The following is a 24,062-nucleotide window of genomic DNA, read 5'->3' as shown; positions in this document are numbered from 1 at the left end:
ACGGCGGCTGGTTCCGCAACATCGCGTTCGTGCCCGCGTACAACGACGGGGGCCGTCCCTCCGCGGACCTCGACGGCGCGCCCTACCAGGAGGTCGCGCCGTACGGCGTGTACTGGGCCACCTGGGCGCAGACCACCGACTACTGGATCTCGCAGGGCACCGAGACGGGCGGCGGCGGCGCGCAGGAGGACTTCGCCGTGCTGCACGTCCGGCCGGAGCGGAACACCGGCAAGTCCCTGGAGGAGACCGTCGGGACCGCGCTGAGGATCAACTTCGACGCGCCGGAGATGAGCCGGATCGCCGGGGTGAGCAACTACGGCTATCCGGCCGCGCCGCCGTACGACGGCGCGTTGATGTACACCTGCACCGACCGGCCGACCCGGCTGACCATCGACCCGGCGGCGCCGACGATGTACCGCATCGGCTGCACCATGACCGGCGGCTCCTCCGGCGGCAGTTGGCTGGTCGAGGGCGCGGACGGCGAGGCGGAGGTCGTCTCCGTCACCTCCATCGGCTCCCAGCCCGCCTCCTGGCTGGCCGGTCCGCTGCTCGGCCCGAGCGCCGAGGGCGTGTTCGAGGCGATCAGCGAGAAGTTCGCCGGCCGGAGCTGACGCCCCTCTCCCGCCCGTACACCGAGGGCCCGCCGCTCCCTTCGGAAGGGAGCGGCGGGCCCTCGCCGCGTGCTGTGCTGTGGTGCGCTGTGCCGTGCGGATCAGACCGACGCCATCGGGCTGCGCCGGGTGTCGCTGCCGGGTACCGGCTCGGACGGGTCGCTGCCCAGGTCCACGATGCGGTTGTCCGCGTCGACGTGCACGACCCTGGGCCGGAAGGCCCGGGCCTCGGCGTCGTCCATCTGCGCGTAGCTGATGAGGATCACCAGGTCCCCGGGGTGGACGAGATGCGCGGCGGCGCCGTTGATCCCGATCACCCCGGAGCCGCGCCGCCCCTCGATGACGTACGTCTCCAGGCGGGCGCCGTTGGTGATGTCGACGATGTGGACCAGTTCCCCGGGCAGCAGGTCCGCGGCCTCCATCAGCTCCGCGTCTATCGTGACGGACCCCACGTAGTGGAGATCCGCCTCGGTGACCGTGGCCCGGTGGATCTTCGACTTGAACATGGTGCGCAGCACGGTGCCGTCTCCTTGCGGTGAGAAGGGTCGCGCTCCCTGACCGGGATGCGCGCCGTCCGGGCCATGCTACGGCTCAGCCGCGGGCGTCCGCCGTGACGTACGCCCGCAGTTCCGCCGCCAGTTCCTCGTGGACGCGGACCGACAGGAGCGTGCCGCTCTCGGTGTGCTCCTCGGAGAGCACCTCGCCCTCGGTGTGGGCCCGGGAGACCAGGTCGCCGCGGGTGTAGGGCACCAGGGCCGTCAGCTCCACGCCAGGGTGCGGCAGCTCCCGGTCGATCAGCTCCAGCAGCTCGTCGATGCCCTGACCGGTGCGGGCCGAGACCGCGACGGCGCGCTTCTCCGCGCGCAGCAGCCGCTGGAGGGCCAGCGGATCGGCCGCGTCCGCCTTGTTGACCACCACGAGCTCGGGCACGTCCGTCGCGCCGACGTCCCGGATCACCTCGCGCACGGCGGCCAACTGCTCCTCCGGCGCCGGGTGCGCGCCGTCGACCACGTGGAGGATCAGGTCGGCGTCGGCGACCTCCTCCATCGTGGAGCGGAACGCCTCGACGAGGTGGTGCGGGAGGTGCCGGACGAAGCCGACGGTGTCGGCCAGGGTGAACGCCCGTCCGCTGGGGGTCTCGGCGCGGCGCACGGTCGGGTCGAGGGTGGCGAACAGCGCGTTCTCCACCAGCACGCCCGCGCCCGTGAGCCGGTTGAGCAGGGACGACTTCCCGGCGTTGGTGTATCCGGCGATGGCGACCGACGGCACCTTGTTGCGGCGCCGCTCCTGCCGCTTGATCTCGCGGCCGGTCTTCATCTCCGCGATCTCCCGGCGCATCTTCGCCATCTTCTCGCGGATGCGCCGCCGGTCCGTCTCGATCTTGGTCTCACCGGGACCGCGGGTGGCCATGCCGCCGCCCGCGGAGCCGGAGCCACCGCCGCCCATCTGCCGGGACAGCGACTGGCCCCAGCCGCGCAGCCTGGGCAGCATGTACTGCATCTGCGCGAGCGAGACCTGCGCCTTGCCCTCGCGGGACTTGGCGTGCTGGGCGAAGATGTCGAGGATCAGGGCGGTGCGGTCCACCACCTTGACCTTGACGACGTCCTCCAGGTGGATCAACTGGGCGGGGCTGAGCTCACCGTCGCACACGACGGTGTCGGCCGCCGTCTCCACCACGATGTCGCGCAGCTCCTGGGCCTTGCCGGAGCCGATGTAGGTGGCCGGGTCGGGCTTGTCGCGGCGCTGGATCACCCCGTCGAGGACGATCGCGCCGGCCGTCTCGGCGAGGGCGGCCAGCTCCGCGAGGGAGTTCTCGGCCTCCTGCACCGTGCCGGAGGTCCACACGCCCACGAGCACCACGCGTTCCAGGCGGAGCTGCCGGTACTCGACCTCGGTGACGTCCTGGAGCTCGGTGGACAGGCCCGCGACCCTGCGGAGGGCGGCGCGGTCGTGGCGGTCGTACTGGTCGCCGTCGCGCTCACCGTCGATCTCGGGGATCCAGGCGACGTCCTCTTCCATCAGGGCGTCGGCTCGGCGGTACGACTCGGCGGTGCGCTGGCCGTTCTGCGGAAGTGAGGAAGAGGAGGTCATTGTGTCCTTACGTCGTTGAGGTGAAGGTATCGGGACAACGCGCGCGGTGCCCGGAACATTCCCCGGCGGGCGGGTGCGTATCCCCGCCCGGGCGGCGGCCCGACCACGACGATGGTGGCACGGCGCGGCCCGGACGTCATCCGGTTTGACCGCGGGCCCACCGCCTCGCCGGACGCCCCGGTCACTGCTCGCGGGTGGCGCGGACGACGTCGTAGACGCCGGGCACGTCCCGCATGGCGCGCATCAGCCGCGGCAGCGTGCCGGCGTCGGGGAGCCGGAGGGTGTACGTGTGCCGCACCCGGTGCTCCCGCGGGGGCTCCACCTCCGCGGAGACCACGGCCGCGCCCTCCGCGGCGATGGCCTCGGTGAGGTCGGCGAGCAGGTGCGGCCGGCTCAGCGACTCGGCGTACAGCGTCACCCGGCAGCCGGCGTCGGAGGACTGCCACCGCACGGGCACGGTCTCGCGTCCGGCGGCGGCCATCCGGGCCACGCCGGGGCAGCTCTCCCGGTGCGCGGTCACCGCGCCGCCGCGCACCGGGAAGCCGACCACGGCGTCGGGTGGTACGGGGGTGCAGCAGCGGGCCAGCCGTACGGGCGCGCCGGGCGGGTCGGCGACGGCCGCCGGCTCCTCGCGGGGCCGCGCCGGCCGGGCGGGCGCGGCGGCGGAGCCGGCGGGGGCACCGGGCTCCGGCTCCGGGCGGTCGCCGTCCTCGGGGCGGGAGTCGAGCCAGGCGCGGATGGCGATGCGCGCGGTGGGCGTACGGGCGTGCTCCAGCCACTGGGGGGAGGGGCCGGAGGTGCCCTCGGGGGCCATCAGCAGTTGCAGCGCGTCGCCGTCGCGCAGCACGGTGCCCAGTGCCGTCAGCCGTCCGTCCACCCGGGCGCCGATCAGGGAGTGCCCGGCGGCGCCGTAGCGGGCGTAGGCGGCGTCCACGCAGGTGGCGCCCGCGGGCAGGTGGAGGGTGGCGACCGGGGCGGGGCTGCCCGGGTCGGTGCAGAAGACGGTGATCTCGCGGTCCTGGGCGAGGTCGTCGCGCAGCTCGGCCCAGAAGGTGTCCGGGTCGGGGGCGTGGCTCTGCCACTCCAGCAGCCGCTCCAGCCAGCCGGGACGGGTGGGGTCGACGCGCTCGCCGCCGTCGGCGGCCTCCTCACCGGAGGGGCCCGCCGAGCGGTGGGGGTTGCCCAGCGCGATCACCCCGGCCTCGGCGACGCGGTGCATCCGGTGGGTGCGGACCAGGACCTCGGCGACCCGTCCCTCGGGGTCGGCGAAGGCGGTGTGCAGCGACTGGTAGAGGTTGAACTTGGGGACCGCGATGAAGTCCTTGAACTCCGACATCACCGGCGTGAAGCAGGTGTGCAGCTCGCCCAGGACCGCGTAGCAGTCCGCGTTCTCGGCGACCAGGATCAGCAGCCGCCCGAAGTCGCAGGGGCCCAGCTCGCCGCGCTTGGCCAGGGCCCGGTGGACGGAGAGGAAGTGCCGCGGCCGGATGAGGACCTCGGCCGCGATGCCGGCCTCGCGCAGCACGGCCCGTACGGACTCGGCGATCTCGGCGAGCGGGTCGGGGCCGGCGTTGTGCGCGCGGATCAGCTCCCGGGTGCGGGCGTACTCCTCGGGGTGGAGGACGGCGAAGACCAGGTCCTCCAGTTCGGTCTTGAGCGCCTGCACCCCGAGCCGTTCGGCCAGCGGGATCAGCACGTCGCGGGTGACGCGGGCGATCCGCGCCTGTTTCTCGGGCCGCATCACGCCGAGGGTGCGCATGTTGTGCAGCCGGTCGGCGAGCTTGATGGACATCACCCGGACGTCGTTGCCGGTGGCGACGAGCATCTTGCGGAAGGTCTCCGGCTCGGCCGCGGCGCCGTAGTCCACCTTCTCCAGTTTGGTGACGCCGTCGACGAGGTAGCTCACCTCCTCGCCGAACTCCTCCCGCACCTGGTCGAGGGTGACGTCGGTGTCCTCGACGGTGTCGTGGAGCAGCGCGGCGGTCAGCGTGGTGGTCTCGGCGCCGAGTTCGGCCAGGATCAGGGTGACGGCGAGCGGGTGGGTGATGTACGGCTCGCCGCTCTTGCGCATCTGGCCCCGGTGCGAGGACTCCGCCAGGACGTAGGCGCGGCGCAGCGTGTCGAGGTCGGCGCCGGGGTGATGGGCGCGGTGGGCCTTGGCGACGTGCTCGATGGCATCGGGGAGGGCGTGGCGGGACGACGGCCCCAGGAGGGCCGCACGACCGAGCTTGCGAAGGCTCCGTACTGCGCTCAAGGCACCTCCCACTGCGCCGGGGGGCTTGATCCTATCGAGCCTGCCACGGTCCGCGCGCCGCCTCTCGCCCGCAGTGGCCGGGATCACCCGTTCGAGCGGTCGGCCTCCCGGGGCTCCACGAGCCGGTCGGGATCGACGGTGCCCTCGGCGACGATCACGGCGGGGCCGGTCATCTCGATGCCGCCGTCCGCGTGCTCGGTGATCACCAGCCGTCCGCCGGGCACGTCGACGGTGTACGTGACCGGGGTGCCGCCGGCGGCCGGGACGGCGCCGTCGCGGCGGGCGGCGGCGACCATCACGGCGCAGGCGCCCGTGCCGCAGGAGCGGGTCTCGCCGGAGCCGCGCTCGTGCACCCGCAGGGCCACGTGACGGGGGCCCCGGTCCACGACGAACTCGACGTTGACACCGTCCGGGTAGGCGTCGGCCGGGGTGACGGCGGGGGGAGCGAGCAGGTCGCCAGCGTGGTCGAGGTCGTCGACGAAGGCCACGGCGTGCGGGTTGCCCATGTTGACGTTGCGGGCCGGCCAGCTGCGCCCGCCGACGGTGACGGTGACGGACGGGTCGGGCCCGTCGGGCAGCCGGGCGGTGCCCATGTGGACGGTGATGTCGCCGTCCTTGGCCAGGTGCACCCGGCGCACGCCCGCCCGGGTGGCGACGGCGAGGTCGCCGGCCTCGGCCAGGCCGGCCCGCTCCAGGTAGCGCGCGAAGACCCGTACGCCGTTGCCGCACATCTCGGCGACGCTGCCGTCGGCGTTGCGGTAGTCCATGAACCACTCGGCCTCGCCGGCCATCCCCCGCGCCTCGGGGTGGGCGGCGGAGCGCACGACGCGCAGCAGGCCGTCCCCGCCGATCCCGGCGCGCCGGTCGCACAGCCGGGCCACGGTCCGCGCGGGCAGGTCCAGCGTCCCGTCCGGGTCGGGGATGATCACGAAGTCGTTCTCGGTGCCGTGTCCCTTGAGGAACCGCACGGGCGCTGCGCTGCTCACGGACCCCATCGTAGGCGGTCGGCGGGAGGTCAGCGGAGCCGGGCGACGCGCCAGATGGCCAGCAGGACGAGGGTGACGGCGGCCACGGCGTACAGGGCGACCAGGCGCCAGTCGGGGCGCTCGCCGGAGCCGCGCGCCGGCAGGCCGGGCCAGGTGAGGCCGGCGCGGCGGGCGGCCATCATGCCCCAGCCGGCGGCGCAGCCGCTGAGCAGCAGGCCGAGCATGGCGACCACCGCTCCCCCGTCGCCGAGGCCGAAGGCGAGCGGGAAGGCGAACATCAGGGAACCGGCGGTGCTCAGGCCCACGATCGGGGCGAGCTGCCACAGGCGCAGCCGCCGGGGCGGACGGAGCTCGCCGTAGGACTCCCCGCCGCCCGCGACGGGGTCCTCCAGGGCCTCCACGTCCTCCAGGCTCTCCAGGCCCTTCAGACCGTCGTCCTCGGGGCCGTCGGGCCGAAGCGGCTCGACGGCCGGTTCGTCGCTGCTACGAGGGCCGGCCTCCATTGCCACGTGCCCTCCCAACTCCCGGCTCTGCGGCTCGTTCGAAGGTCGATGATGGCACGTCCGGGCCGCTGTCCACGGCCTGCGGGGCGTCCCGATGCCATCACGTGATCAGGCTGTGACCGCTCGTTCGAGCAGGGCCAGGGCGCGCTCGGGGAGGTCCTCGCGGCGGGCGGCGGACCCGTCGAGCCAGTGCACCCGCGGATCGCGGCGGAACCAGGAGTCCTGGCGCCGCGCGAAGCGCTTGGTGGCCCGCACCGTCTCGGCGCGCGCCTCCTCCTCGGTGCACTCCCCGGCCAGCGCGGCCAGCACCTGCTGGTAGCCCAGGGCGCGCGACGCCGTGCGGCCCTCGCGCAGCCCGGCGCGCTCCAGTTCGCGCACCTCCTCGACGAGCCCGGCCTCCCACATCCGGTCCACCCGGCGGGCGATCCGCTCGTCCAGCTCGGGGCGCTCGACGTCGACCCCGATCTGGAGGGTGTCGTAGACGGACTCGGGGCCGGGGAGGTTGGCGGTGAAGGGGCGGCCGGTGATCTCTATGACCTCCAGGGCGCGGACGATCCGGCGGCCGTTGCCGGGCAGGATCGCGCGGGCGGCCTCGGGGTCGACGGCGGCCAGCCGGGCGTGCAGCGCCCCGGAGCCGTGCTCGGCCAGCTCGGCCTCCAGCCGGGCGCGCACGGCCGGGTCCGTGCCCGGGAACTCCAGGGCGTCGATGGCGGCGCGCACGTACAGGCCGGAGCCGCCCACCAGCACGGGCGTGCGCCCCCGGGCGAGCAGGCGGTCGATCTCGGCGCGGGCCAGCCGCTGGTACTCGGCGACGCTGGCGGCGACCGTGACGTCCCAGATGTCCAGGAGGTGGTGCGGGACGCCCTGGCGCTCCTCCAGGGTCAGCTTGGCGGTGCCGATGTCCATGCCGCGGTAGAGCTGCATGGAGTCGGCGTTGACGACCTCGCCGCCCAGGTGCCGGGCGAGGGCCACGCCGAGGTCGGACTTCCCGGCCGCGGTGGGGCCGACCACGGCGATGACGCGGGGGGTGGGGGGTGTGCTGCTCACGGTGCAAGTCTTGCAAACACTCGGTGAGGACTCCGAACGAGTGACGTGACATCACACGTCCGGGGTCGTTGCGTGTTGCGAGGTTCCGTTCGCGGACTCACGGGCCGGTGGGGCCCCGAGCGCCGCCATGGGCCGCTCCGGAGAGCGCGGAACTTCGCCCGCACGAGTATGGTCTGGAGTAGATATGGGCGTTTTTGCCTGGTTCCGTCGTGGCTCGAAGGCAGCGAAGGAGGAGTCGTCCGCGGCGCCCGCCGAGGAGGCTCCCCCGGCCGGCGCCCCGGCCGGTGACCCGGCCCCCTCCGGGGCGGAGGGGACGGAAGCCGACGGGGAGACCGGCGAAGCCGGGCGGGCCGGGGACACCGGAGAGGAGGTGACCCGGGCCGCGGCGGAGGGCGGTGCCGGCGGGGGAGCCGACGGCGCCGCGGACGGCGGTGCCGCGGCGAACGCCGGGATCCCCAGGCAGCAGTCCACCGAGAGGACGGCGGACGGCGCGGGCAGCCCGGGCGGCCCGGCAGGCGAGGGCGCCCGGCAGTAACCCCGCCGGCACCGCCGGCGGCGGCCACCGCGAAGCCGGAGAAACGCCGGAGAAACGCCGGAGAAATGGGGTGACCACCATGGGCTTCATGGACAGGGTCAAGGGCATGATGAGCCAGCACGGGGACAAGCTCGGCCGGGGTGTGGAGAAGGCCGGCGAGGCCGCCGACGCCCGGACCAAGGGCAAGCACCGGCGCCACATCAGGACCGGCACCGGCAAGGCCCGGGAGGCGATGGACCGGATGGCCCGCGAGCGGCGGGACAAGGGCGACAGGGGCGGCTCCACCTCCTGAGCCGCCTCCTGAGCGGCCCCGCCCCTCCGGGACACGGTCCCGGGACGCGGCCGCGCGGCCCGTACGGGTCGCGCGGCCGCCGCGCCGGCGGGTCCGGCCCGGTTCCCGGCGTCCCGGCCGCGGCCCGGTTACGACCAGCTCGCCACCAGGTACCCGACGCCGTACGGCGCCCGGTCGTACAGCAGCCGCCCGGACAGTCCCGCTCCCTCCGCCGCCCCGGCCAGCACCTGCCAGCAGGCGCGGCCGGACGCTCCCAGCTCGTAGGCCAGCTCCTCGTCCAGGGCCAGCAGGCCGTCGGTGTCGGCGGCGTCCAGGGCGCGGGCCGCGGCCGCGTCGAAGGCGGCGGCGCGCTCGTCGAAGTAGCCGGGCGCCTTCACCGTCCGGCAGGTGGTTCCGTCGCCCATCACGAGCAGGGCCACGCGGTCGGCCCCGGCCGCCAGCTTCCTCCCGGCGGCCGCGCAGCGCTCCTTCGACAGCGGCTCCCCCACGCCCAGGCCCTCCACGGGCGCGGCGCCCCACCCGGTGCGCTCCAGCAGCCAGGCGCCCACGGTCAGGGACGGCGGCAGCGGACGGTCGGCCGGGCGGCCCGCGCCGAGGGCGACCTGGAGGTCGACGCCGAAGGGCCGGAAGGAGCCCACGGCGCCCTGCGGGTGCCTGCCCCGGCCGGCCCGGTCGGCGGTGCCGACGACGTAGAGCCGGTCGGGACGCGCGGCGGCCAGGACGGCGACGGCGTCGTAGCAGGCGGCCCTGGCGTCGTCCATCTCGTGCGCGGCGCCTCCGGCGACCTCGGGCACCAGCAGCGGCGGACAGGGGCATACGGCGGCGGCGACAAGCATGCCGCGCAGCCTACCGCCGCGTCCGCGCACCGTCGGAGGGTGCGGGGAGGCCGGGCGGGCGCCCGGCCTGCGGGTTCAGCAGGTGCGGCAGCCGTCCGGCGCGGCGGGCAGCGGCTCGGGGACGCCGACGGTCGGCAGGCCGAGCATCACGCCCTTGGGCTCCGGCGCGGGGGCGGTGTTGCGCCGCTCCCAGGCGTCGCCGGCGCGCGTACGGCGCACTCCCAGCACCGGGCCCTCGGCCAGGAGGTGGTGCGGGGCGGCGTAGCTGACCTCGACGGTGACCATGTCGCCCGGGCGGACCGGCTGCTCGGGCCGGGTGAAGTGCACCAGGCGGTTGTCGGGCGCGCGGCCGGACAGCCGCCGGGTGGCGCCGTCCTTGCGGCCCTCGCCCTCGGCGACCATGAGCTCCAGGGTCCGGCCGACCTGCTTCTTGTTCTCCTCCCAGGAGATCTCCTCCTGGAGGGCGACCAGGCGCTCGTACCGCTCCTGCACGACCTCCTTGGGGACCTGCCCGTCCATTTCGGCGGCCGGGGTGCCCGGGCGCTTGGAGTACTGGAAGGTGAACGCCTGCGCGAAGCGGGCCTCGCGCACCACGTGCAGGGTCTGCTCGAAGTCCTCCTCGGTCTCGCCGGGGAAGCCCACGATGATGTCGGTGGAGATCGCGGCGTCCGGGATCGCGGCCCGGACCTTCTCGATGATCCCCAGGTAGCGCTCCTGCCGGTAGGAGCGGCGCATCGCCCGCAGCACGCGGTCCGAGCCGGACTGCAGCGGCATGTGGAGCTGCGGCATCACGTTCTCCGTCTCGGCCATGGCGGCGATGACGTCGTCGGTGAAGTCGCGCGGGTGCGGCGAGGTGAAGCGGACCCGCTCCAGGCCCTCGATGCGGCCGCAGGCGCGCAGCAGCTTGGAGAACGCCTCGCGGTCGCCGATGTCGGACCCGTAGGCGTTGACGTTCTGCCCGAGCAGCGTGACCTCGGTGACGCCCTCGGCGACCAGCGCCTCGATCTCGGCGAGGATGTCGCCGGGGCGGCGGTCCTTCTCCTTGCCGCGCAGCGCCGGGACGATGCAGAAGGTGCAGGTGTTGTTGCAGCCGACGGAGATGGAGACCCAGGCGGCGTACGCGCTCTCGCGCCGGGTCGGCAGCGTGGAGGGGAACGCCTCCAGCGACTCGGCGATCTCCACCTGCGCCTCCTGCTGCACGCGGGCGCGCTCCAGCAGCACCGGCAGCCTGCCGATGTTGTGGGTGCCGAAGACCACGTCGACCCAGGGCGCCTTCGCCACGATGGTGTCGCGGTCCTTCTGCGCCAGGCAGCCGCCGACGGCGATCTGCATCCCGGGCCGGGCCGCCTTCTTCGGCGCGAGCCGCCCGAGGTTGCCGTAGAGGCGGTTGTCGGCGTTCTCCCGCACCGCGCAGGTGTTGAAGACGACCACGTCGGCGGCGTCGGCGCCCTCGGGCGCCCGGACGTAGCCCGCCTCCTCCAGCAGGCCCGCCAGCCGCTCGGAGTCGTGGACGTTCATCTGGCACCCGTAAGTGCGGATCTCGTAGGTTCGGTTGAGGGCGTCCTGCGCGGTCATGCCCCCAGGGTAGGCGGTTCCCGGGGCGCCGTTGACCCGGAGCCCTCCACGGCCCGGGTGCCCGCGGCAGCGGCCCCGCCCCTCCCCGCCGTCCGCGGCGCCTGGCAGGATCGCATGCATGGTCCCTCCGTCCCCGCGCCGCCCCGGAGCACGGCGGCTGCTGACGGCCGCCGCGGCCGCGGCGGCCGCGCTGGTGCTGCTGCTGTGGTGGCTGCCGCCCGGCGGCGGGTCGGCGCCCGGCGGGTCGGTGGTCTTCGCCACGGGCACGCGGGGCGGGGTGTACGAGCGCTACGGGGAGCTGCTGGAGCAGCAACTGGCCCGCGACCTGCCCGAGGTCGAGGTGACCCTGCAGTCCAGCGAGGGCTCCGTGGACAACATCGAACGGCTCGTCTCCGGCAGGGCGTCGTTCACCATCGCCGCGGCCGACGCGGTGGCGTCCTACCTGGAGTCGGGCGGGCCGGGCGCCGACCGGCTGCGGGCCTGCGCGCGGCTGTACGACGACTACATCCAGCTCGTCGTCCGGGACGACTCGCCGGTGCGCTCCGCGAAGGACCTCAAGGGGCTGCGGGTCGGGCTCGGGCAGCAGCGCTCCGGGGTCAACCTGATCGCCGGACGGCTGCTGCGGGCGGCGGGCCTGGACCCGCGCAAGGACGTGGTCCCGGTGCCGGAGGGCATCGGCCGGATGCCGGACCTGCTGGCCCGCGGCGAGCTGGACGCCTTCTTCTGGTCGGGCGGGCTGCCGACCGGCGCGATCGAGGAGCTCGCCGAGTCCGTCGACATCCGCCTCGTCCCGCTCGGCGACCTGGTGCCGGAGCTGCACGCCCAGGAGCCCCGCACCCGCTACTACCGGGCCGCCCTGATGCCCGCCGACGCCTACCCCACCGTCCAGGACGGCAAGGCGGTCGAGACGATAGCGGTGGCGAACCTGCTGGTCACCACGGAGGGCACGGACGACGCGCTGACCGAGGGGATCACCCGCTCGGTGATCAACAGCCGGGACCGCATCGGCCGCGAGGTGCACGCCGCGCAGAAGGTCGACCTGCGCACCGCCATCTACACCCATCCGCTCGAACTGCACCCGGGCGCCGAGCGCTACTACCGGTCGGTGAAGTCGTAGCGGCGCGCCGCGGCGGCGCACGGGCGCGGGAGGGTTGCCGCCCGCTCCGGGCGGTAATGCCCTCTGAGCGTCCCTCGTCAGCGAAGCGAAGCATCGGAGCCGCCGCATGCACGACGACCGCAGCATCGTAGAAGCCCGTCTGGACCGCGTTCTGCGCGAACGGATCCGCCCCGCCGTCCACGGCGATTCCGTCCCCCTGGCCGTCGGGCGGTGGGACGCCCCCGGCGAGCCGGTGCCGGTCGCCGAGGGGCTGGCCGCGCCGTACGGGCCCGCCGCCGTCGGCGACGCCTGGGGGCCGGCGTGGGGGACGACCTGGTTCAAGGTGACCGGGCGGGTTCCGCGGGAGTGGGCCGGGCACACCGTCGAGGCCGTGCTCGACCTGGGCTTCGACAGGGGCATGACCGGTTTCCAGTGCGAGGGGCTGGTCCACCGCGCGGACGGGGAGGTGGTCAAGGGCCTGCACCCGCACAACGACTGGGTGCGGATCGGCGAGCGGGTCGCCGGCGGGGAGGAGGTGGAGCTGTACGTCGAGGCGGCCGCCAACCCCGTCCTCAACGTCCAGCGCCCCACCCGCCAGGGCGACCGGCTGACCGCCCACGGCCGGCCGCTGTACCGGCTGCGCCGCATGGAGCTCGCCGTCTTCCACACCGAGGTGTGGGAGCTGGTCCGCGACCTGGAGGTGCTGGACGGGCTGATGCGCGAGCTGCCGGTGGACCAGGCGCGGCGGTGGGAGATCCTGCGGGCCCTGGAGCGCGCCCTGGACGCCCTCGACCTCGCCGACGTCCCCGGTACGGCCGCCCGCGCCCGCGCCCGTCTGGAGGGCGTGCTGTCCTCCCCCGCCCACGCCTCCGCCCACCGGATCAGCGCGGTCGGCCACGCGCACATCGACTCCGCCTGGCTGTGGCCGCTGCGCGAGACCGTGCGCAAGGTGGCGCGGACGGCCGCCAACACGGTCCACCTCATGGACACCCACCCCGAGTACGTCTTCGCGATGTCCCAGGCCCAGCAGTTCGCCTGGATCAAGGAGCACCGCCCCGAGTTGTGGGCCCGGGTGAAGAAGAAGGTCGCCGACGGGCGGTTCGTGCCGGTGGGCGGGATGTGGGTGGAGTCCGACACCAACATGGTCGGCGGCGAGGCCATGGCCCGGCAGTTCCTGTACGGCAAGAAGTTCTTCCTGGAGGAGTTCGGCATCGACACCCGCGAGGTGTGGCTGCCGGACTCCTTCGGCTACACGGCCGCGCTGCCGCAGCTCGTGAGGCTGGCGGGCGCCGAGTGGTTCCTGACGCAGAAGATCTCCTGGAGCCAGACCAACGCCTTCCCGCACCACACCTTCTGGTGGGAGGGCATCGACGGCACCCGCGTGTTCACCCACTTCCCGCCGGTGGACACCTACAACTCCGACCTCCGCGGCCGGCAACTGGCGCACGCCGCCCGCAACTACCGGGAGAAGGGCGGCGGCACCCGCTCGCTGGTCCCCTTCGGCTTCGGCGACGGCGGTGGCGGCGCGACCCGCGAGATGCTGGCGCGGGCGAGGCGGCTGCGCGACCTGGAGGGCTCGCCGCGGGTGAGCGTGGAGCCGCCCGCAGCGTTCTTCGAGGCGGCCCGGGCCGAGTACGAGCACGCGCCGGTGTGGGTGGGCGAGCTGTACCTGGAGCTGCACCGCGGCACCTACACCTCGCAGGCGCAGACCAAGCGCGGCAACCGGCGCAGCGAGTCGCTGCTGCGCGAGGCCGAGCTGTGGGCGGCGACGGCGGCCGTGCGGGTGCCGGGGTACGCGTATCCGTACGAGGAGCTGGAGCGGCTGTGGAAGACGGTGCTGCTGCACCAGTTCCACGACATCCTGCCCGGCTCGTCGATCGCCTGGGTGCACCGCGAGGCGCGCGAGACGTACGCGCGGGTGCACCGGGAGCTGGAGGAGATCGTCACCGCCGCGCAGCGCGCGCTGGCCGGCGGGGACGGCGGAGACGACGGGGACGGCGTGACGGTCGTCTTCAACGGCGCCCCGCACGCCCGGCGCGGCATCCCGGCCGGGGGCGCGCTGCCGTGGCCGGGGGGCGCCGGGGAGCCGGTGACCGCCGAGGAGCGGCCGGGCGGCGGCTACGTGCTGGCCAACGGGCTGCTGCGGGTGGAGATCGACGGGCGCGGTCTGGTGGTCTCGGCGTACGACCTCACCGCGGACCGCGAGGCCGTCGCCCCCGGCGCGGCCGCCAACCTGCTCCAGATCCACCCGGACCTGCCCAACCTGTGGGACGCCTGGGACGTGGACGCCTTCTACCGGCACAACGTCACGGACCTGACCGGCCTCGACGGGCTGCGGCTCGACCCGCCGGCCGCGGACCGGGCGTCGGTGACGGTGCGGCGCTCCTTCGGCGCCTCCTCCGTGGTGCAGCGCATCGCCCTGCGCTCGGGGAGCCGGACGGTGGACATCGACACCGAGGTGGACTGGCACGAGAGCGAGAAGATCCTCAAGGCCGCGTTCCCGCTGGACGTGAAGGCGGACTTCTCGGCGGCCGAGACCCAGTTCGGGCACGTCCTCCGCCCGACCCACACCAACACCTCCTGGGAGGCGGCGAAGTTCGAGATCTGCGCGCACCGCTGGATCCACGTCGGCGAACCGGGCTGGGGCGCGGCCGTCGTCAACGACGCCACCTACGGCCACGACGTCACCCGGGACGTGCGCGCGGACGGCGGCCAGACCACGACGGTGCGGCTGTCCCTGCTGCGCGCGCCCCGCTACCCGGACCCGGAGACCGACCAGGGCACGCACCGGATGCGCTACGCGCTCGTGCCGGGCGCGTCGATCGGGGACGCCGTGCGCGAGGGCCACTGGATCAACCTGCCCGAGCGGGCCGTCACCGGCGGCGGATCGCCGGTGGCGCCGCTGGTGACGGTGGACAGCGAGCAGGTGGTGGTGGAGGCGGTGAAGCTGGCCGAGGACCGCGGCGGCGACGTGGTGGTGCGGCTGTACGAGGCGCACGGCGGGCGGGCGCGGGCCACGCTCACCGCGGGCTTCCCCGTCGCGTCCGTCACCGCCACCGACCTGCTGGAGCGTCCGCTCGACGGGGCCGCGGAGCGGGGGGCGTACGAGGTGGTGGAGTCCGGCGCGGTGGCGCTGCGGCTGCGCCCGTTCCAGATCCTCACCCTGCGTCTGGCGCGTTCCGCGGCACGCTGATCACCACCCGCAGGCCGTGCGGCTCGTTGTGGGCGAAGTCGATCGTCGACCCGCCCGCGGCGAGCAGCGCGCGGCAGATGGAGAGGCCGAGCCCGGAGCCGGAGACGTTCTGGTGGCGGCTGCTGCGCCAGAAGCGGTCCCCGACCCGGCTCAGCTCCTCCTCGGTGAGACCGGGCCCCCGGTCGGCGACCTCGACGGCCACCCGGTCGCCGTCGGGGGCGACGGTCACCGTGACCGACTCCCCGGCGGGGGTGAACTTCAGCGCGTTGTCCACCACCGCGTCCAGGGCGCTGGACAGCGCGACCGGATCGGCCCAGCCCGTCACCGCGCCGTGCCCGGCCGCGCGCAGCTCCACGCCCTTGGTGTCGGCGACCGGCCGCCAGGCGGCGACGCGTTCGGCGGCGACCTCGGCGACGTCGGTCAGCCGCAGGTCGGCAGTGGCGTGTTCGGCCAGCGCGAGGTCGAGGAGGTCGTCGAGCACCCGGGCCAGGCGCTTGCCCTCGGCCCGCACCGAGGCGATCTCCTCGTTGTCCTCGGGGAGTTCCAGGGCCAGCAGGTCGATGCGCAGCAGCAGCGCCGCGAGCGGGTTGCGCAGTTGGTGGGAGGCGTCGGCGACGAAGGCGCGCTGCTGTTCCAGGACGGTCTCGACGTGGTCGGCCATCTCGTTGAAGGACCGCGCCAGGCGCTGCAGTTCCGGCGGCCCGCCCGAGGCGGCCACCCGGGAGGCCAGGCGTCCGGTGGCGATGTCGTGGGCGGCCTTGTCCAGGACGCGCACCGGTTCGAGCACCCAGCCGGTCAGCCGGAAGGCCAGGGCGACGGCGACGAGCATGGCCGCCGCCTCCCCGGCGGCGATCGGCAGCCAGCCCCGCAGGATGCGCGAGCGCAGCGGCCCGGTGGGCGAGTCGGTGAGGACGACGGCGACGACGTCGCCGTCGCGGACGACCGGCGAGGCGACCGCTATCCGGCTCCGCTGCCAGGGCCACACCTGTGCCGGGTCGTGGCTGCGGCGTCCCACCAGCGCCTCGGCGAAGGCGGCGGCGCCCTCCCCCTCCTCGGGGACCCGCCAGAGCGTCGGGGCCGCGGCCATCGCGCGGCCGTCGCGGTAGAAGATGCCGACGCGGATGCCGTACAGGTCGTGGTAGCGCTCGAGTTCGTCGCTCAGCGTGTTCAGCCGCTCGTTCTGCTGCCGGGCCTCGGCCGTGGTGGGGTTGCGGGCCGGGGGGCGGGTGGTGACGTACTGGGCCAGGGAGGCGAAGCGGGCGGTGTCGTCGATGCGGTCCACGACGACGCGCTGCTGTTCGGCGGCGGCGAGGCTGGCGGCGAGCGGGAACCCGAGCGCGAGCAGCACGGCGGCCATCAGCGCGATGAGGATGGCGAGCAGACGCGTACGCACGACGGGCGGTCCGCCTCGGTTCAGCCGGCGGGGGCGACGAGCCGGTAACCGACCCCGCGCACCGTCTCGATGAGCGCCGGCAGCTTCAGCTTGGAGCGCAGCGAGGCGACGTGCACCTCCAGGGTGCGGCCGGTGCCCTCCCAACTGGTGCGCCAGACCTCGCTGATGATCTGCTCGCGACGGAAGACGACGCCGGGACGCTGGGCGAGCAGCGCCAGCAGGTCGAACTCCTTGCGGGTGAGGGTGACCGTCTCCCCGTTCACCGCCACCCGGCGGGTGGCGGTCTCGATGGTCAGCGGCCCCAGGCGCAGTTCCCGCGGGCCCTCGCGCACGGCCTCGTCGCGGTCGGCGGCGCCGTCCGGGGCGACCGCGGCGGTGCGGCGGCTGACGGCGTGGATGCGGGCGAGGAGTTCGGCGGTGTCGTACGGCTTGACCACGTAGTCGTCGGCGCCGAGGTTGAGGCCGTGGACGCGGGAGCGCACGTCGGCGCGCGCCGTCACCATGATCACCGGGACGCTGGTGAGGCGGCGGATGCGTCCGCAGACCTCGAAGCCGTCGGTGTCGGGCAGGCCGAGGTCGAGCAGCACCACGCCGAAGGGCGGCGCGCCGTCCGGCAACAGGCGCTGGAGGGCCTCCTCACCACTGCGCGCGTGCACCACGTCGAACCCGTGCCGGGTCAGTACGGCGGACAGCGCCGCGGCCACGCGGTCGTCGTCCTCGACGAGCAGCAGTCTCATGGGCCTCCTTCCCCTTCTCTCGCCCCCGCGCCTCCCCTTCGTGTCTGGGCATCCACGCCGATCGGGACCGGCGCGTCAAGGGGCTGGCATCCGCGCGAACGCCTACGTTATGCAGCCGATACGCCGACCGCCGCCGCCTTCGCACCCTATGTCCGATTGCGGCTGGATCGTTATGCTCAATTTCAGCTCAGATGTGATGACGCTGGTCGACGCAGGTCACTAAGGTCCCCTCAACCGACGAGGACGGAGCGAATGACGCCGATGAGCAACGTATCGGTGACCAAGGACGCCGCGCCGGCGGCAGAGGACCTGGTCGTCCTGAACAACGTCAACAAGCACTTCGGTGCCCTGCACGTCCTTCAGGACGTCAACCTGACCATCGCGCGGGGCGAGGTCGTCGTCGTCATCGGACCCTCGGGGTCCGGCAAGTCCACGCTGTGCCGCACCATCAACCGCCTGGAGACGATCGACTCCGGAACGATCACCATCGACGGCAAGCCCCTGCCCGCCGAGGGCAAGGAACTGGCCCGGCTGCGCGCCGACGTCGGCATGGTCTTCCAGTCCTTCAACCTCTTCGCGCACAAGACGGTGCTGGAGAACGTGATGCTCGGCCAGGTCAAGGTGCGCCGCATCGACAAGAAGAAGGCGGAGGAGAAGGCCCGTTCCCTTCTCGACCGGGTCGGTGTGGCCAACCAGGCCGACAAGTACCCCGCCCAGCTCTCCGGCGGTCAGCAGCAGCGCGTGGCCATCGCCCGTGCGCTGGCGATGGACCCGAAGGTGATGCTCTTCGACGAGCCGACCTCCGCGCTCGACCCCGAGATGATCAACGAGGTCCTGGAGGTCATGCAGCAACTGGCGCAGGGCGGCATGACGATGGTCGTCGTCACCCACGAGATGGGGTTCGCCCGCTCCGCCGCGAACCGGGTCGTCTTCATGGCCGACGGGCGGATCGTCGAGGAGGCCACTCCCGACCAGTTCTTCAGCAATCCGCGCAGCGACCGCGCCAAGGACTTCCTGTCGAAGATCCTCCACCACTGAGCCCGGCTCGGCGGGCCCCTCAGCACAACACGACCCCAGGGATGTTCACCATGATTCTCCGCAAGGCCGGCCTCGCGGCCGCCACCGCCGTCGTCCTCTCCCTGACCGCCACGGCCTGCGGTGGCGGCGACAGCGGCTCGGGCGACGGCAAGATCAACGTCGGCATCAAGTTCGACCAGCCGGGCCTGGGCCTGAAGACCCCGAACGGGGAGTACACCGGCTTCGACGTGGACGTGGCCAAGTACGTCGCCAAGGAGCTGGGCTACGACGAGAAGGACATCGTCTGGAAGGAAGCGCCCAGCGCCGAGCGCGAGAACATGATCGCCAACGGTGACGTGAAGTTCATCGTCGGCACCTACTCGATCACCGACGAGCGCAAGCAGCGGGTCAGCTTCGCCGGCCCGTACTTCCTGGCGCACCAGGACCTGCTGGTCCGGGCCGACGACAACTCCGTCAGGACCGAGAAGGACCTGAACACCAGCGACCTCAAGCTCTGCTCGGTCACCGGCTCCACCTCGGCGCAGAACGTCAAGAAGGACTTCGCGCCGAAGGCCAACCTCATGCAGTACGGCGGCTACTCGGAGTGCCTGACCGGCCTGGAGAACAAGTCCGTCGACGCCCTGACCACCGACGACTCGATCCTGGCCGGCTACGCCGCGCAGGAGCAGCACCGGGGCAAGTTCAAGCTCGCCGGCCTCAGCCTCAGCGACGAGCCGTACGGCATCGGCCTGAAGAAGGGCGACACCAAGCTGCAGCAGCAGATCAACGACGCGCTCAAGAAGATGGTCGAGGACGGCTCCTGGGAGAAGGCCGCGAAGAAGCACTTCGGCCCGGCCAACTACCAGTACGAGCCCGCCCCCGAGATCACCGAGAAGGGCTGACGGCGTCCGCGGTGCGCCGCCCGCACGGGCGGCGCACCGCACCCTCCGACGCCATCCGACGAGACGCCATCCGACGAGGCGAGAGCGCGGGAGAACGTGTTCGACTTTCTTGAATCCGGGCAGTACGACGTGCTCGGAGCCTTCTGGGTGACGGTGCAGCTCACCGTCTACTCCGCCATCGGCTCCCTGGTCTGGGGAACGGTCCTGGCCGGCATGCGGGTCAGCCCGGTGCCGCTGATGCGCGCCTTCGGCACCGTCTACGTCAACGTCGTGCGGAACACCCCGCTGACGGTCATCATCGTGGCGGCCTCCCTCGGCCTGTTCCAGACGCTGGGCATCACGCTGGGCGGCGGCAACGACTTCGAGGAGATCGGCTTCCGGCTGGCCGTGCTCGCCCTGGTCGCCTACCACGCCACCTTCGTCTGCGAGTCGCTGCGGTCCGGCATCAACACGGTGCCCGTCGGCCAGGCGGAGGCGGCGCGCGCCCTGGGGCTGGGCTTCTTCCAGGTGCTGACCCTCATCGTCCTCCCCCAGGCGTTCCGGTCGGTCGTGACGCCGCTGGCGAACGTCCTGATCGCCCTGACCAAGAACACGACGGTGGCGGCGGCCATCGGGGTGTCGGAGGCCGCGCTGCTGATGAAGGAGATGGTGGAGATCGAGAGTGACGCCATCTTCCTGGTCTTCGCGGTGTTCGCCTTCGGGTTCGTTGTCCTGACCCTCCCGACCGGCATGCTGCTGGGCTGGGTGAGCAAGCGCGTGGCGGTGAAGCGATGAGCGACCTGTCCGTTCTCTACGACGTGCCGGGCCCGCGCGCCAAGGTGCGCAACGTGGTCTACTCGGTGGTCTTCCTCGTCCTCCTCGGGCTCACCCTGTGGTGGGTCCTGGACACCATGGCGAGCAAGGACCAGCTCGTCGGGGAGAAGTGGAGCCCCTTCGTCACCGACAGCCGGGTGTGGACGACGTACCTGCTGCCCGGCCTGCTGAACACCCTCAAGGCGGCTGCGCTGTCCATCGGCATCGCGCTCCCGCTGGGCGCGCTGCTCGGCGTGGCCCGCCTGTCGGACCACTGGTGGGTCAGCCGCCCGGCCGGGGTCGTGGTGGAGTTCTTCCGCGCCATCCCGGTGCTGCTGATGATGGTCTTCGCCAACGCGGCGTACGCGCAGTTCGCCGACATCGAGCCCGATGTGCGCCCGCTGTACGCCGTGGTGACCGGCCTGGTGCTCTACAACGCCTCGGTCATCGCCGAGATCGTCCGGGCGGGCATCCTCTCCCTGCCCTCCGGCCAGACCGACGCGGCCAAGGCCATCGGCATGCGCAAGGGCCAGATCATGGCCTACGTGCTGCTGCCGCAGGCGGTCACGGCGATGCTTCCGGCGCTCGTCAGCCAGCTCGTGGTGATCGTCAAGGACACGGCCCTGGGCGGCGCGCTGCTCGGCTTCTCCGAACTGCTGGGCCAGGTCCGCGAGATCACCGCCAACTACGGCGCCAACACCATCGCCGCCTTCACGGTGGTCGCGCTGCTCTTCATCGCGCTGAACTTCCTGCTCACCACCTTCGCGAGCTGGCTGGAGGGCCGGATCCGGCGCGGCAAGAGGTCGACCGGCGCCGTGCTCCACGCCGGGACGACCACCGACCTGGAGTTCGAGGAGCCCCACGTCGAGCCCCACGTGAAGAAGTAGGGCGGACGGCGCCGGGACGCTCCCCCCGCTCCCGCCGGCCACTGCGTCCCGCTGTCCGTCGTCCCCGCCCGCTGCCTGTGCCCCCGTCGCTTGACCGGGGGCACAGGCAGTGGGTTGCATACGTTGTGTGATCGTGCACCGGGTTCCACTGACTTCAACTCCCCCCTCTTCCAAGGACCGTGAGAACTGCGAGGTCCGTCCGTCGTGGACCCGGTGATCATCGTCGGCGCGGGACCGGTCGGACTCGCGCTGTCCCTGGCGCTCGCCCGCCACCAGGTCCCGTCGGTGGTGCTCGACGCGGGCGACGGCGAGGTCGAACCGCGGGCGGCGCGCACCTGCGTCCTGCGGCCCGACACCGCGGCGTACACCGCGGCGCTGGGCGGCGCCCGGTGGGCGGCGTGGCGCACCGAACGGCGGCGGCAGGAGATGCGGCGGGTGGAGCTGGACCCGGCCGACTCGCCGGTGCACCTGCAGCAGTACGCGCTGGAGCGGAGCCTGCGGGCAGCGCTGACCCGGGAGCCGCTGGCCCGGATCGTCACCGGGGCCCGCCTGGACCGGCTGGAGCAGGACGCGCGGGGCGTCTCGGCGCACACCCGCGGCCCGGACGGCACCTGGTGGCGCGGCAGTTACCTGGTGGGCTGCGACGGCGCCCGCTCCACGGTGCGCAAGCTGCTCCGGATCCGCTTCCCCGGGCGCACCTCCGTGGAGCGGCACGCGGTGGCGGCGCTCCGCGTGGAACTGCCCTGGGACGGCGAAGCACTGCTCCACCGCGACGTCCCGGGCGGGGACGGCGAGGTGGTGGCGCGCCCGCTGCCGAACGGGGTGTGGCGGCTGGACTGGCTGCTGCCGCCGCGCGGCGACCTGGTCACCCCGGAGGAGCTGGTCGCCCGGATACGGCGGACGCTCTCCGCCTGGTGCGGCCAGGTGCCGCCGTACGAACTGCTGGACACCGGCGTCCACACGGCGCACCAGCGGCTGGCCCGGCACTGGCGCGCGGGGCGCGCCTTCCTGGCCGGGGACGCGGCACACCTGCTGGGGGCACTGGGCACCCGGCCGGTCGAGGAGGGGCTGCGGGACGCCGCCAACCTGGCCTGGAAACTGGCGCTGTGCTGGCACCGCCGGGCGCCGGAGAGCCTGCTCGACAGCTACGAGGCCGAGCGCCGGGGCTCGGTCGGGGCCCGGCTGCGCGCGGTCGACCAGGCGCTGCCGCTGGTGCGCGGGGGCGGCGGGCTGCGCACCCTGCTGCCCGGCGCCTCCCGCGGGCATCTGGACCTGCTGACGGACGGGCACCTGGGGCGCGGGCTGCTGGGCGCGCCGCCCCGCTACGAGGACTCGCCGCTGGCGCCGGAGGATGCCGTGGTGCCCAGTGCCGTCCCGGTCGGGACCGAACCGGGGTCGCCCGTGCCGGACGTGCCGGTGACGGCCCTGGACGGATCGCGGGGACGGCTGTGGGAGCGGCTGGGACACGGTCTGCTGGTCCTGCTGGTCGCACCGGGCACCCATGTGTGGGACAGCCGCCACTGGCTCTCGGCCGGCCTGATGCCGGAGCTGGCCGCCGTGGTGGGGCGGCTGCCGCTGCCCGCCGAGCTGCTGGTGACCGAGAGCTATCCGGACGCCGCCGCCCACACCGTCCTGGTCATACGCCCGGACGGGCATCTGGTGGCCGCGCTGCCGGGAGCCCGCTCGGACGAACTGCGCGCCTGCGCCGAGGCGGTGCGCTGCGCGGGCGGCCGGGACGCCGACGTCACGGCATCCGCCGGGTGATCCGGCTCCGGAGGCGGGGAGGGACGCTGACCAGGGGGAGCACCACGAGCCACAGACCGGACGCGACCGGGAAGTGAGCCTGGGCGGGCCCCGGCGAGCGTCGGCCCGCCCGGGAGCCGTCGAAGCGGTGGCCGGCGCGGTGGTCGGCGGTGAGGGGGTGGGCGGCCGAGGGCGCCGATCGCGCCGGGGCGCGGAGAGCAGAGGTGGCCCGAGCAGGCGGCGAACAGGGACAGGAGCGGGGCCGCGAGCGAAGGCCACGGAGGCGAGAACCGCGGTCGGGGGCATGCCGCGGCGACGCGCGGGGGCCCGGGGTCCGGGGTACGCGGTCGGTTCCCCTCCCGGCGGGCCGCACCGCCCGTACCGGTGAGCCGTCGCGCGGTACATCCGTACGACCGGGCGCTCGGCGCCGCGCAGCGCCATGAGGACCTCAAGGCCACGGCCGACGGCAGACGGACCAGTCGCCCACCGCCGCCTCCGCACCAGGCCCCACACCGTGCGCGGTCCCCGGAAGCGGTCGAGGGGCGGGCGGGAGCGGTGGGAAGTGACGGCCGGGGAAAGCCCTCCGGGGAGACAGGAACTCTGGCTCTCGGGGCCGCTTTTCCGGGCTCCCGGCCCGGGCTCCCGCGGCCGGTGGAGGCACCCGGAAGCGTGGGAGTCGGGTCGGCTCCGCCCCGCCATCCGCCGCTCTTCCGGCGCGGCTCCGTCCGGTCCGGCGGCGCGCCCGGCCCGTGCCGTGGTCAGTCCATGCCGTGCAGGGGGTAGTCCTCCACGTCCTCCCCCTCCGCCTCCAGGGCCTCCCGGACCACCTTCAGGGCGAGTCCCTCGGAGTACCCCTTGCGGGCGAGCATGCCGGCGAGACGGCGCAGTCGCTTGTCCCGGTCGAGCCCCCTGGTGGTGCGCAGTTTGCGCTCCACCAGGGCGCGGGCGGTCTGTTCCTCCCGTTGCGGGTCGAGCTGTCCGACCGCGTGGTCCACCAGGGCCGGGTCCACTCCCCTGGTCCGCAGCTCCCGGGCGAGGGCCCGGCGGGCCAACCCCCGGCCGTGGTGCCGGGACTCCACCCAGGCGTCGGCGAACGCCGCGTCGTCGATCAGTCCGGCGTCCTCGAAGCGGGACAGCACCGCCTCGGCCACGTCGTCGGGGATCCCCCGCTTGCGCAGCGCGTCCGCGAGCTGGCTGCGGGTGCGCGGCGTCCCGGTGAGCAGGCGCAGGCAGACCGCCCGCGCCCGCTCCTCCGGATCGGGCGGGAGTTCCTCCTGGCGTCCTGCCACGGCTCAGCTCTTGGCCGCGGTGCTCTTGACGGCCTTGGCCCGGCTCGCCGTCGCGGGGACCGCCTTCGTCGCGGCGGCCGGCGCCGCGGCCGGACCGGCGGCGTCCGTGCCCGGCTCGCTCTCGGGCGCCTGCGTCTTCGGGCCGATGCCCAGCTTCTCCTTGATCTTCTTCTCGATCTCGTTGGCCAGGTCGGGGTTGTCCCGCAGGAAGGTGCGGGCGTTCTCCTTGCCCTGCCCCAACTGGTCGCCCTCATAGGTGTACCAGGCGCCGGACTTGCGGATG

At 73.8% G+C, this 24,062-nt stretch carries 21 protein-coding genes and 1 pseudogene; 10 read left to right on the top strand and 12 right to left on the bottom strand.

The window, feature by feature from the left end; translation table 11 throughout:
• Positions 1–611: trypsin-like serine peptidase (locus VE546_RS03480; protein WP_414720388.1), on the top strand; the 611-nt coding region annotated here is incomplete at its 5' end.
• A 101-nt stretch (positions 612–712) separates the two neighbouring features.
• On the opposite strand, the gene panD is transcribed toward VE546_RS03480, so the two are convergent.
• The 6 genes from panD to miaA all read right to left on the bottom strand — a co-directional run bounded on the left by panD (position 713) and on the right by miaA (position 7,492).
• On the bottom strand, positions 713–1,129 hold the full coding sequence (gene panD, locus VE546_RS03475) for an aspartate 1-decarboxylase (protein WP_324918088.1): 417 nt from the start codon (positions 1,127–1,129) through the stop codon (positions 713–715).
• A 73-nt stretch (positions 1,130–1,202) separates the two neighbouring features.
• Positions 1,203–2,702, bottom strand: a complete 1,500-nt coding sequence (hflX, locus tag VE546_RS03470; RefSeq protein ID WP_324918085.1) for a GTPase HflX — start codon at positions 2,700–2,702, stop codon at positions 1,203–1,205.
• 181 nt (positions 2,703–2,883) lie between these two features.
• Positions 2,884–4,956 (bottom strand): RelA/SpoT family protein, encoded by a 2,073-nt coding sequence (locus VE546_RS03465; RefSeq protein WP_324918081.1) that lies wholly within the window; start codon positions 4,954–4,956, stop codon positions 2,884–2,886.
• A gap of 83 nt (positions 4,957–5,039) precedes the next feature.
• The gene (gene dapF / locus VE546_RS03460) at positions 5,040–5,951 is read right to left on the bottom strand and encodes a diaminopimelate epimerase (RefSeq protein ID WP_414720387.1); all 912 of its coding nucleotides are present in this window, start codon (positions 5,949–5,951) and stop codon (positions 5,040–5,042) included.
• 20 nt (positions 5,952–5,971) lie between these two features.
• A complete protein-coding gene (locus tag VE546_RS03455) occupies positions 5,972–6,445 on the bottom strand; it encodes a hypothetical protein (protein ID WP_324918092.1) in 474 nt (157 codons plus the stop codon).
• A gap of 108 nt (positions 6,446–6,553) precedes the next feature.
• Positions 6,554–7,492, bottom strand: a complete 939-nt coding sequence (gene miaA, locus VE546_RS03450; protein WP_324918075.1) for a tRNA (adenosine(37)-N6)-dimethylallyltransferase MiaA — start codon at positions 7,490–7,492, stop codon at positions 6,554–6,556.
• Between the two features lie 184 nt (positions 7,493–7,676).
• Here miaA and VE546_RS03445 point away from each other — a divergent pair, with 184 nt between their 5' ends.
• Together VE546_RS03445 and VE546_RS03440 are read left to right on the top strand one after the other, a co-directional pair.
• A complete protein-coding gene (locus tag VE546_RS03445) occupies positions 7,677–8,027 on the top strand; it encodes a hypothetical protein (RefSeq protein WP_324918072.1) in 351 nt (116 codons plus the stop codon).
• Positions 8,028–8,115: 88 nt separating this feature from the next.
• Entirely contained in the window at positions 8,116–8,319 is a 204-nt protein-coding gene (locus VE546_RS03440; protein WP_324918069.1) for an antitoxin, read from the top strand.
• Positions 8,320–8,447: 128 nt separating this feature from the next.
• On the opposite strand, the gene VE546_RS03435 is transcribed toward VE546_RS03440, so the two are convergent.
• Positions 8,448–9,155 carry a class III extradiol dioxygenase subunit B-like domain-containing protein gene (locus tag VE546_RS03435; RefSeq protein ID WP_324918066.1) on the bottom strand — a complete coding sequence of 236 codons (708 nt, stop codon included), beginning with the start codon at positions 9,153–9,155 and terminating at the stop codon, positions 8,448–8,450.
• A 75-nt stretch (positions 9,156–9,230) separates the two neighbouring features.
• Positions 9,231–10,730, bottom strand: coding sequence for a tRNA (N6-isopentenyl adenosine(37)-C2)-methylthiotransferase MiaB (miaB, locus tag VE546_RS03430; protein ID WP_324918062.1), 1,500 nt, complete (start codon positions 10,728–10,730; stop codon positions 9,231–9,233).
• Between the two features lie 118 nt (positions 10,731–10,848).
• Here miaB and VE546_RS03425 point away from each other — a divergent pair, with 118 nt between their 5' ends.
• Positions 10,849–11,847 (top strand): TAXI family TRAP transporter solute-binding subunit, encoded by a 999-nt coding sequence (locus VE546_RS03425; protein ID WP_324918059.1) that lies wholly within the window; start codon positions 10,849–10,851, stop codon positions 11,845–11,847.
• A 106-nt stretch (positions 11,848–11,953) separates the two neighbouring features.
• The gene (locus VE546_RS03420) at positions 11,954–15,019 is read left to right on the top strand and encodes an alpha-mannosidase (RefSeq protein WP_324918056.1); all 3,066 of its coding nucleotides are present in this window, start codon (positions 11,954–11,956) and stop codon (positions 15,017–15,019) included.
• Here the strand turns inward: VE546_RS03420 and VE546_RS03415 are convergent.
• A complete protein-coding gene (locus VE546_RS03415; protein ID WP_324918053.1) occupies positions 14,985–16,412 on the bottom strand; it encodes a HAMP domain-containing sensor histidine kinase in 1,428 nt (475 codons plus the stop codon). The genes VE546_RS03420 and VE546_RS03415 overlap by 35 nt on opposite strands.
• A gap of 20 nt (positions 16,413–16,432) precedes the next feature.
• Entirely contained in the window at positions 16,433–17,149 is a 717-nt protein-coding gene (locus tag VE546_RS03410; RefSeq protein ID WP_324918051.1) for a response regulator transcription factor, read from the bottom strand.
• 261 nt (positions 17,150–17,410) lie between these two features.
• On the opposite strand from VE546_RS03410, the gene VE546_RS03405 reads away from it, so the two are divergent.
• The 5 genes from VE546_RS03405 to VE546_RS03385 all read left to right on the top strand — a co-directional run bounded on the left by VE546_RS03405 (position 17,411) and on the right by VE546_RS03385 (position 22,511).
• Positions 17,411–18,187: an amino acid ABC transporter ATP-binding protein gene (locus VE546_RS03405; RefSeq protein WP_324918048.1), complete on the top strand. Its 777-nt coding sequence runs from the start codon at positions 17,411–17,413 to the stop codon at positions 18,185–18,187.
• A 50-nt stretch (positions 18,188–18,237) separates the two neighbouring features.
• A complete protein-coding gene (locus VE546_RS03400; RefSeq protein ID WP_324918045.1) occupies positions 18,238–19,068 on the top strand; it encodes a glutamate ABC transporter substrate-binding protein in 831 nt (276 codons plus the stop codon).
• 96 nt (positions 19,069–19,164) lie between these two features.
• On the top strand, positions 19,165–19,842 hold the full coding sequence (locus VE546_RS03395) for an amino acid ABC transporter permease (RefSeq protein ID WP_324918042.1): 678 nt from the start codon (positions 19,165–19,167) through the stop codon (positions 19,840–19,842).
• Positions 19,839–20,747, top strand: coding sequence for an amino acid ABC transporter permease (locus VE546_RS03390; RefSeq protein WP_324918039.1), 909 nt, complete (start codon positions 19,839–19,841; stop codon positions 20,745–20,747). The genes VE546_RS03395 and VE546_RS03390 overlap by 4 nt, the downstream gene beginning before the upstream one ends.
• A 204-nt stretch (positions 20,748–20,951) precedes the next feature.
• Positions 20,952–22,511, top strand: a complete 1,560-nt coding sequence (locus VE546_RS03385; RefSeq protein WP_324918036.1) for an FAD-dependent monooxygenase — start codon at positions 20,952–20,954, stop codon at positions 22,509–22,511.
• 737 nt (positions 22,512–23,248) lie between these two features.
• Here VE546_RS03385 and recX read toward each other — a convergent pair.
• Both recX and VE546_RS03375 read right to left on the bottom strand, forming a co-directional pair.
• Positions 23,249–23,779: a recombination regulator RecX gene (gene recX / locus VE546_RS03380; protein WP_414720386.1), complete on the bottom strand. Its 531-nt coding sequence runs from the start codon at positions 23,777–23,779 to the stop codon at positions 23,249–23,251.
• A 3-nt stretch (positions 23,780–23,782) separates the two neighbouring features.
• Positions 23,783–24,062 (bottom strand): annotated as a pseudogene (locus VE546_RS03375) (DNA recombination/repair protein RecA); the annotation flags it as partial.

Source organism: Streptomyces sp. (genome assembly GCF_035644915.1).
GTDB lineage: Bacteria > Actinomycetota > Actinomycetes > Streptomycetales > Streptomycetaceae > Streptomyces.
The sequence above is the reverse complement of the archived record's forward strand: the minus strand, read 5'-3'. Positions and strand labels throughout refer to the sequence as shown.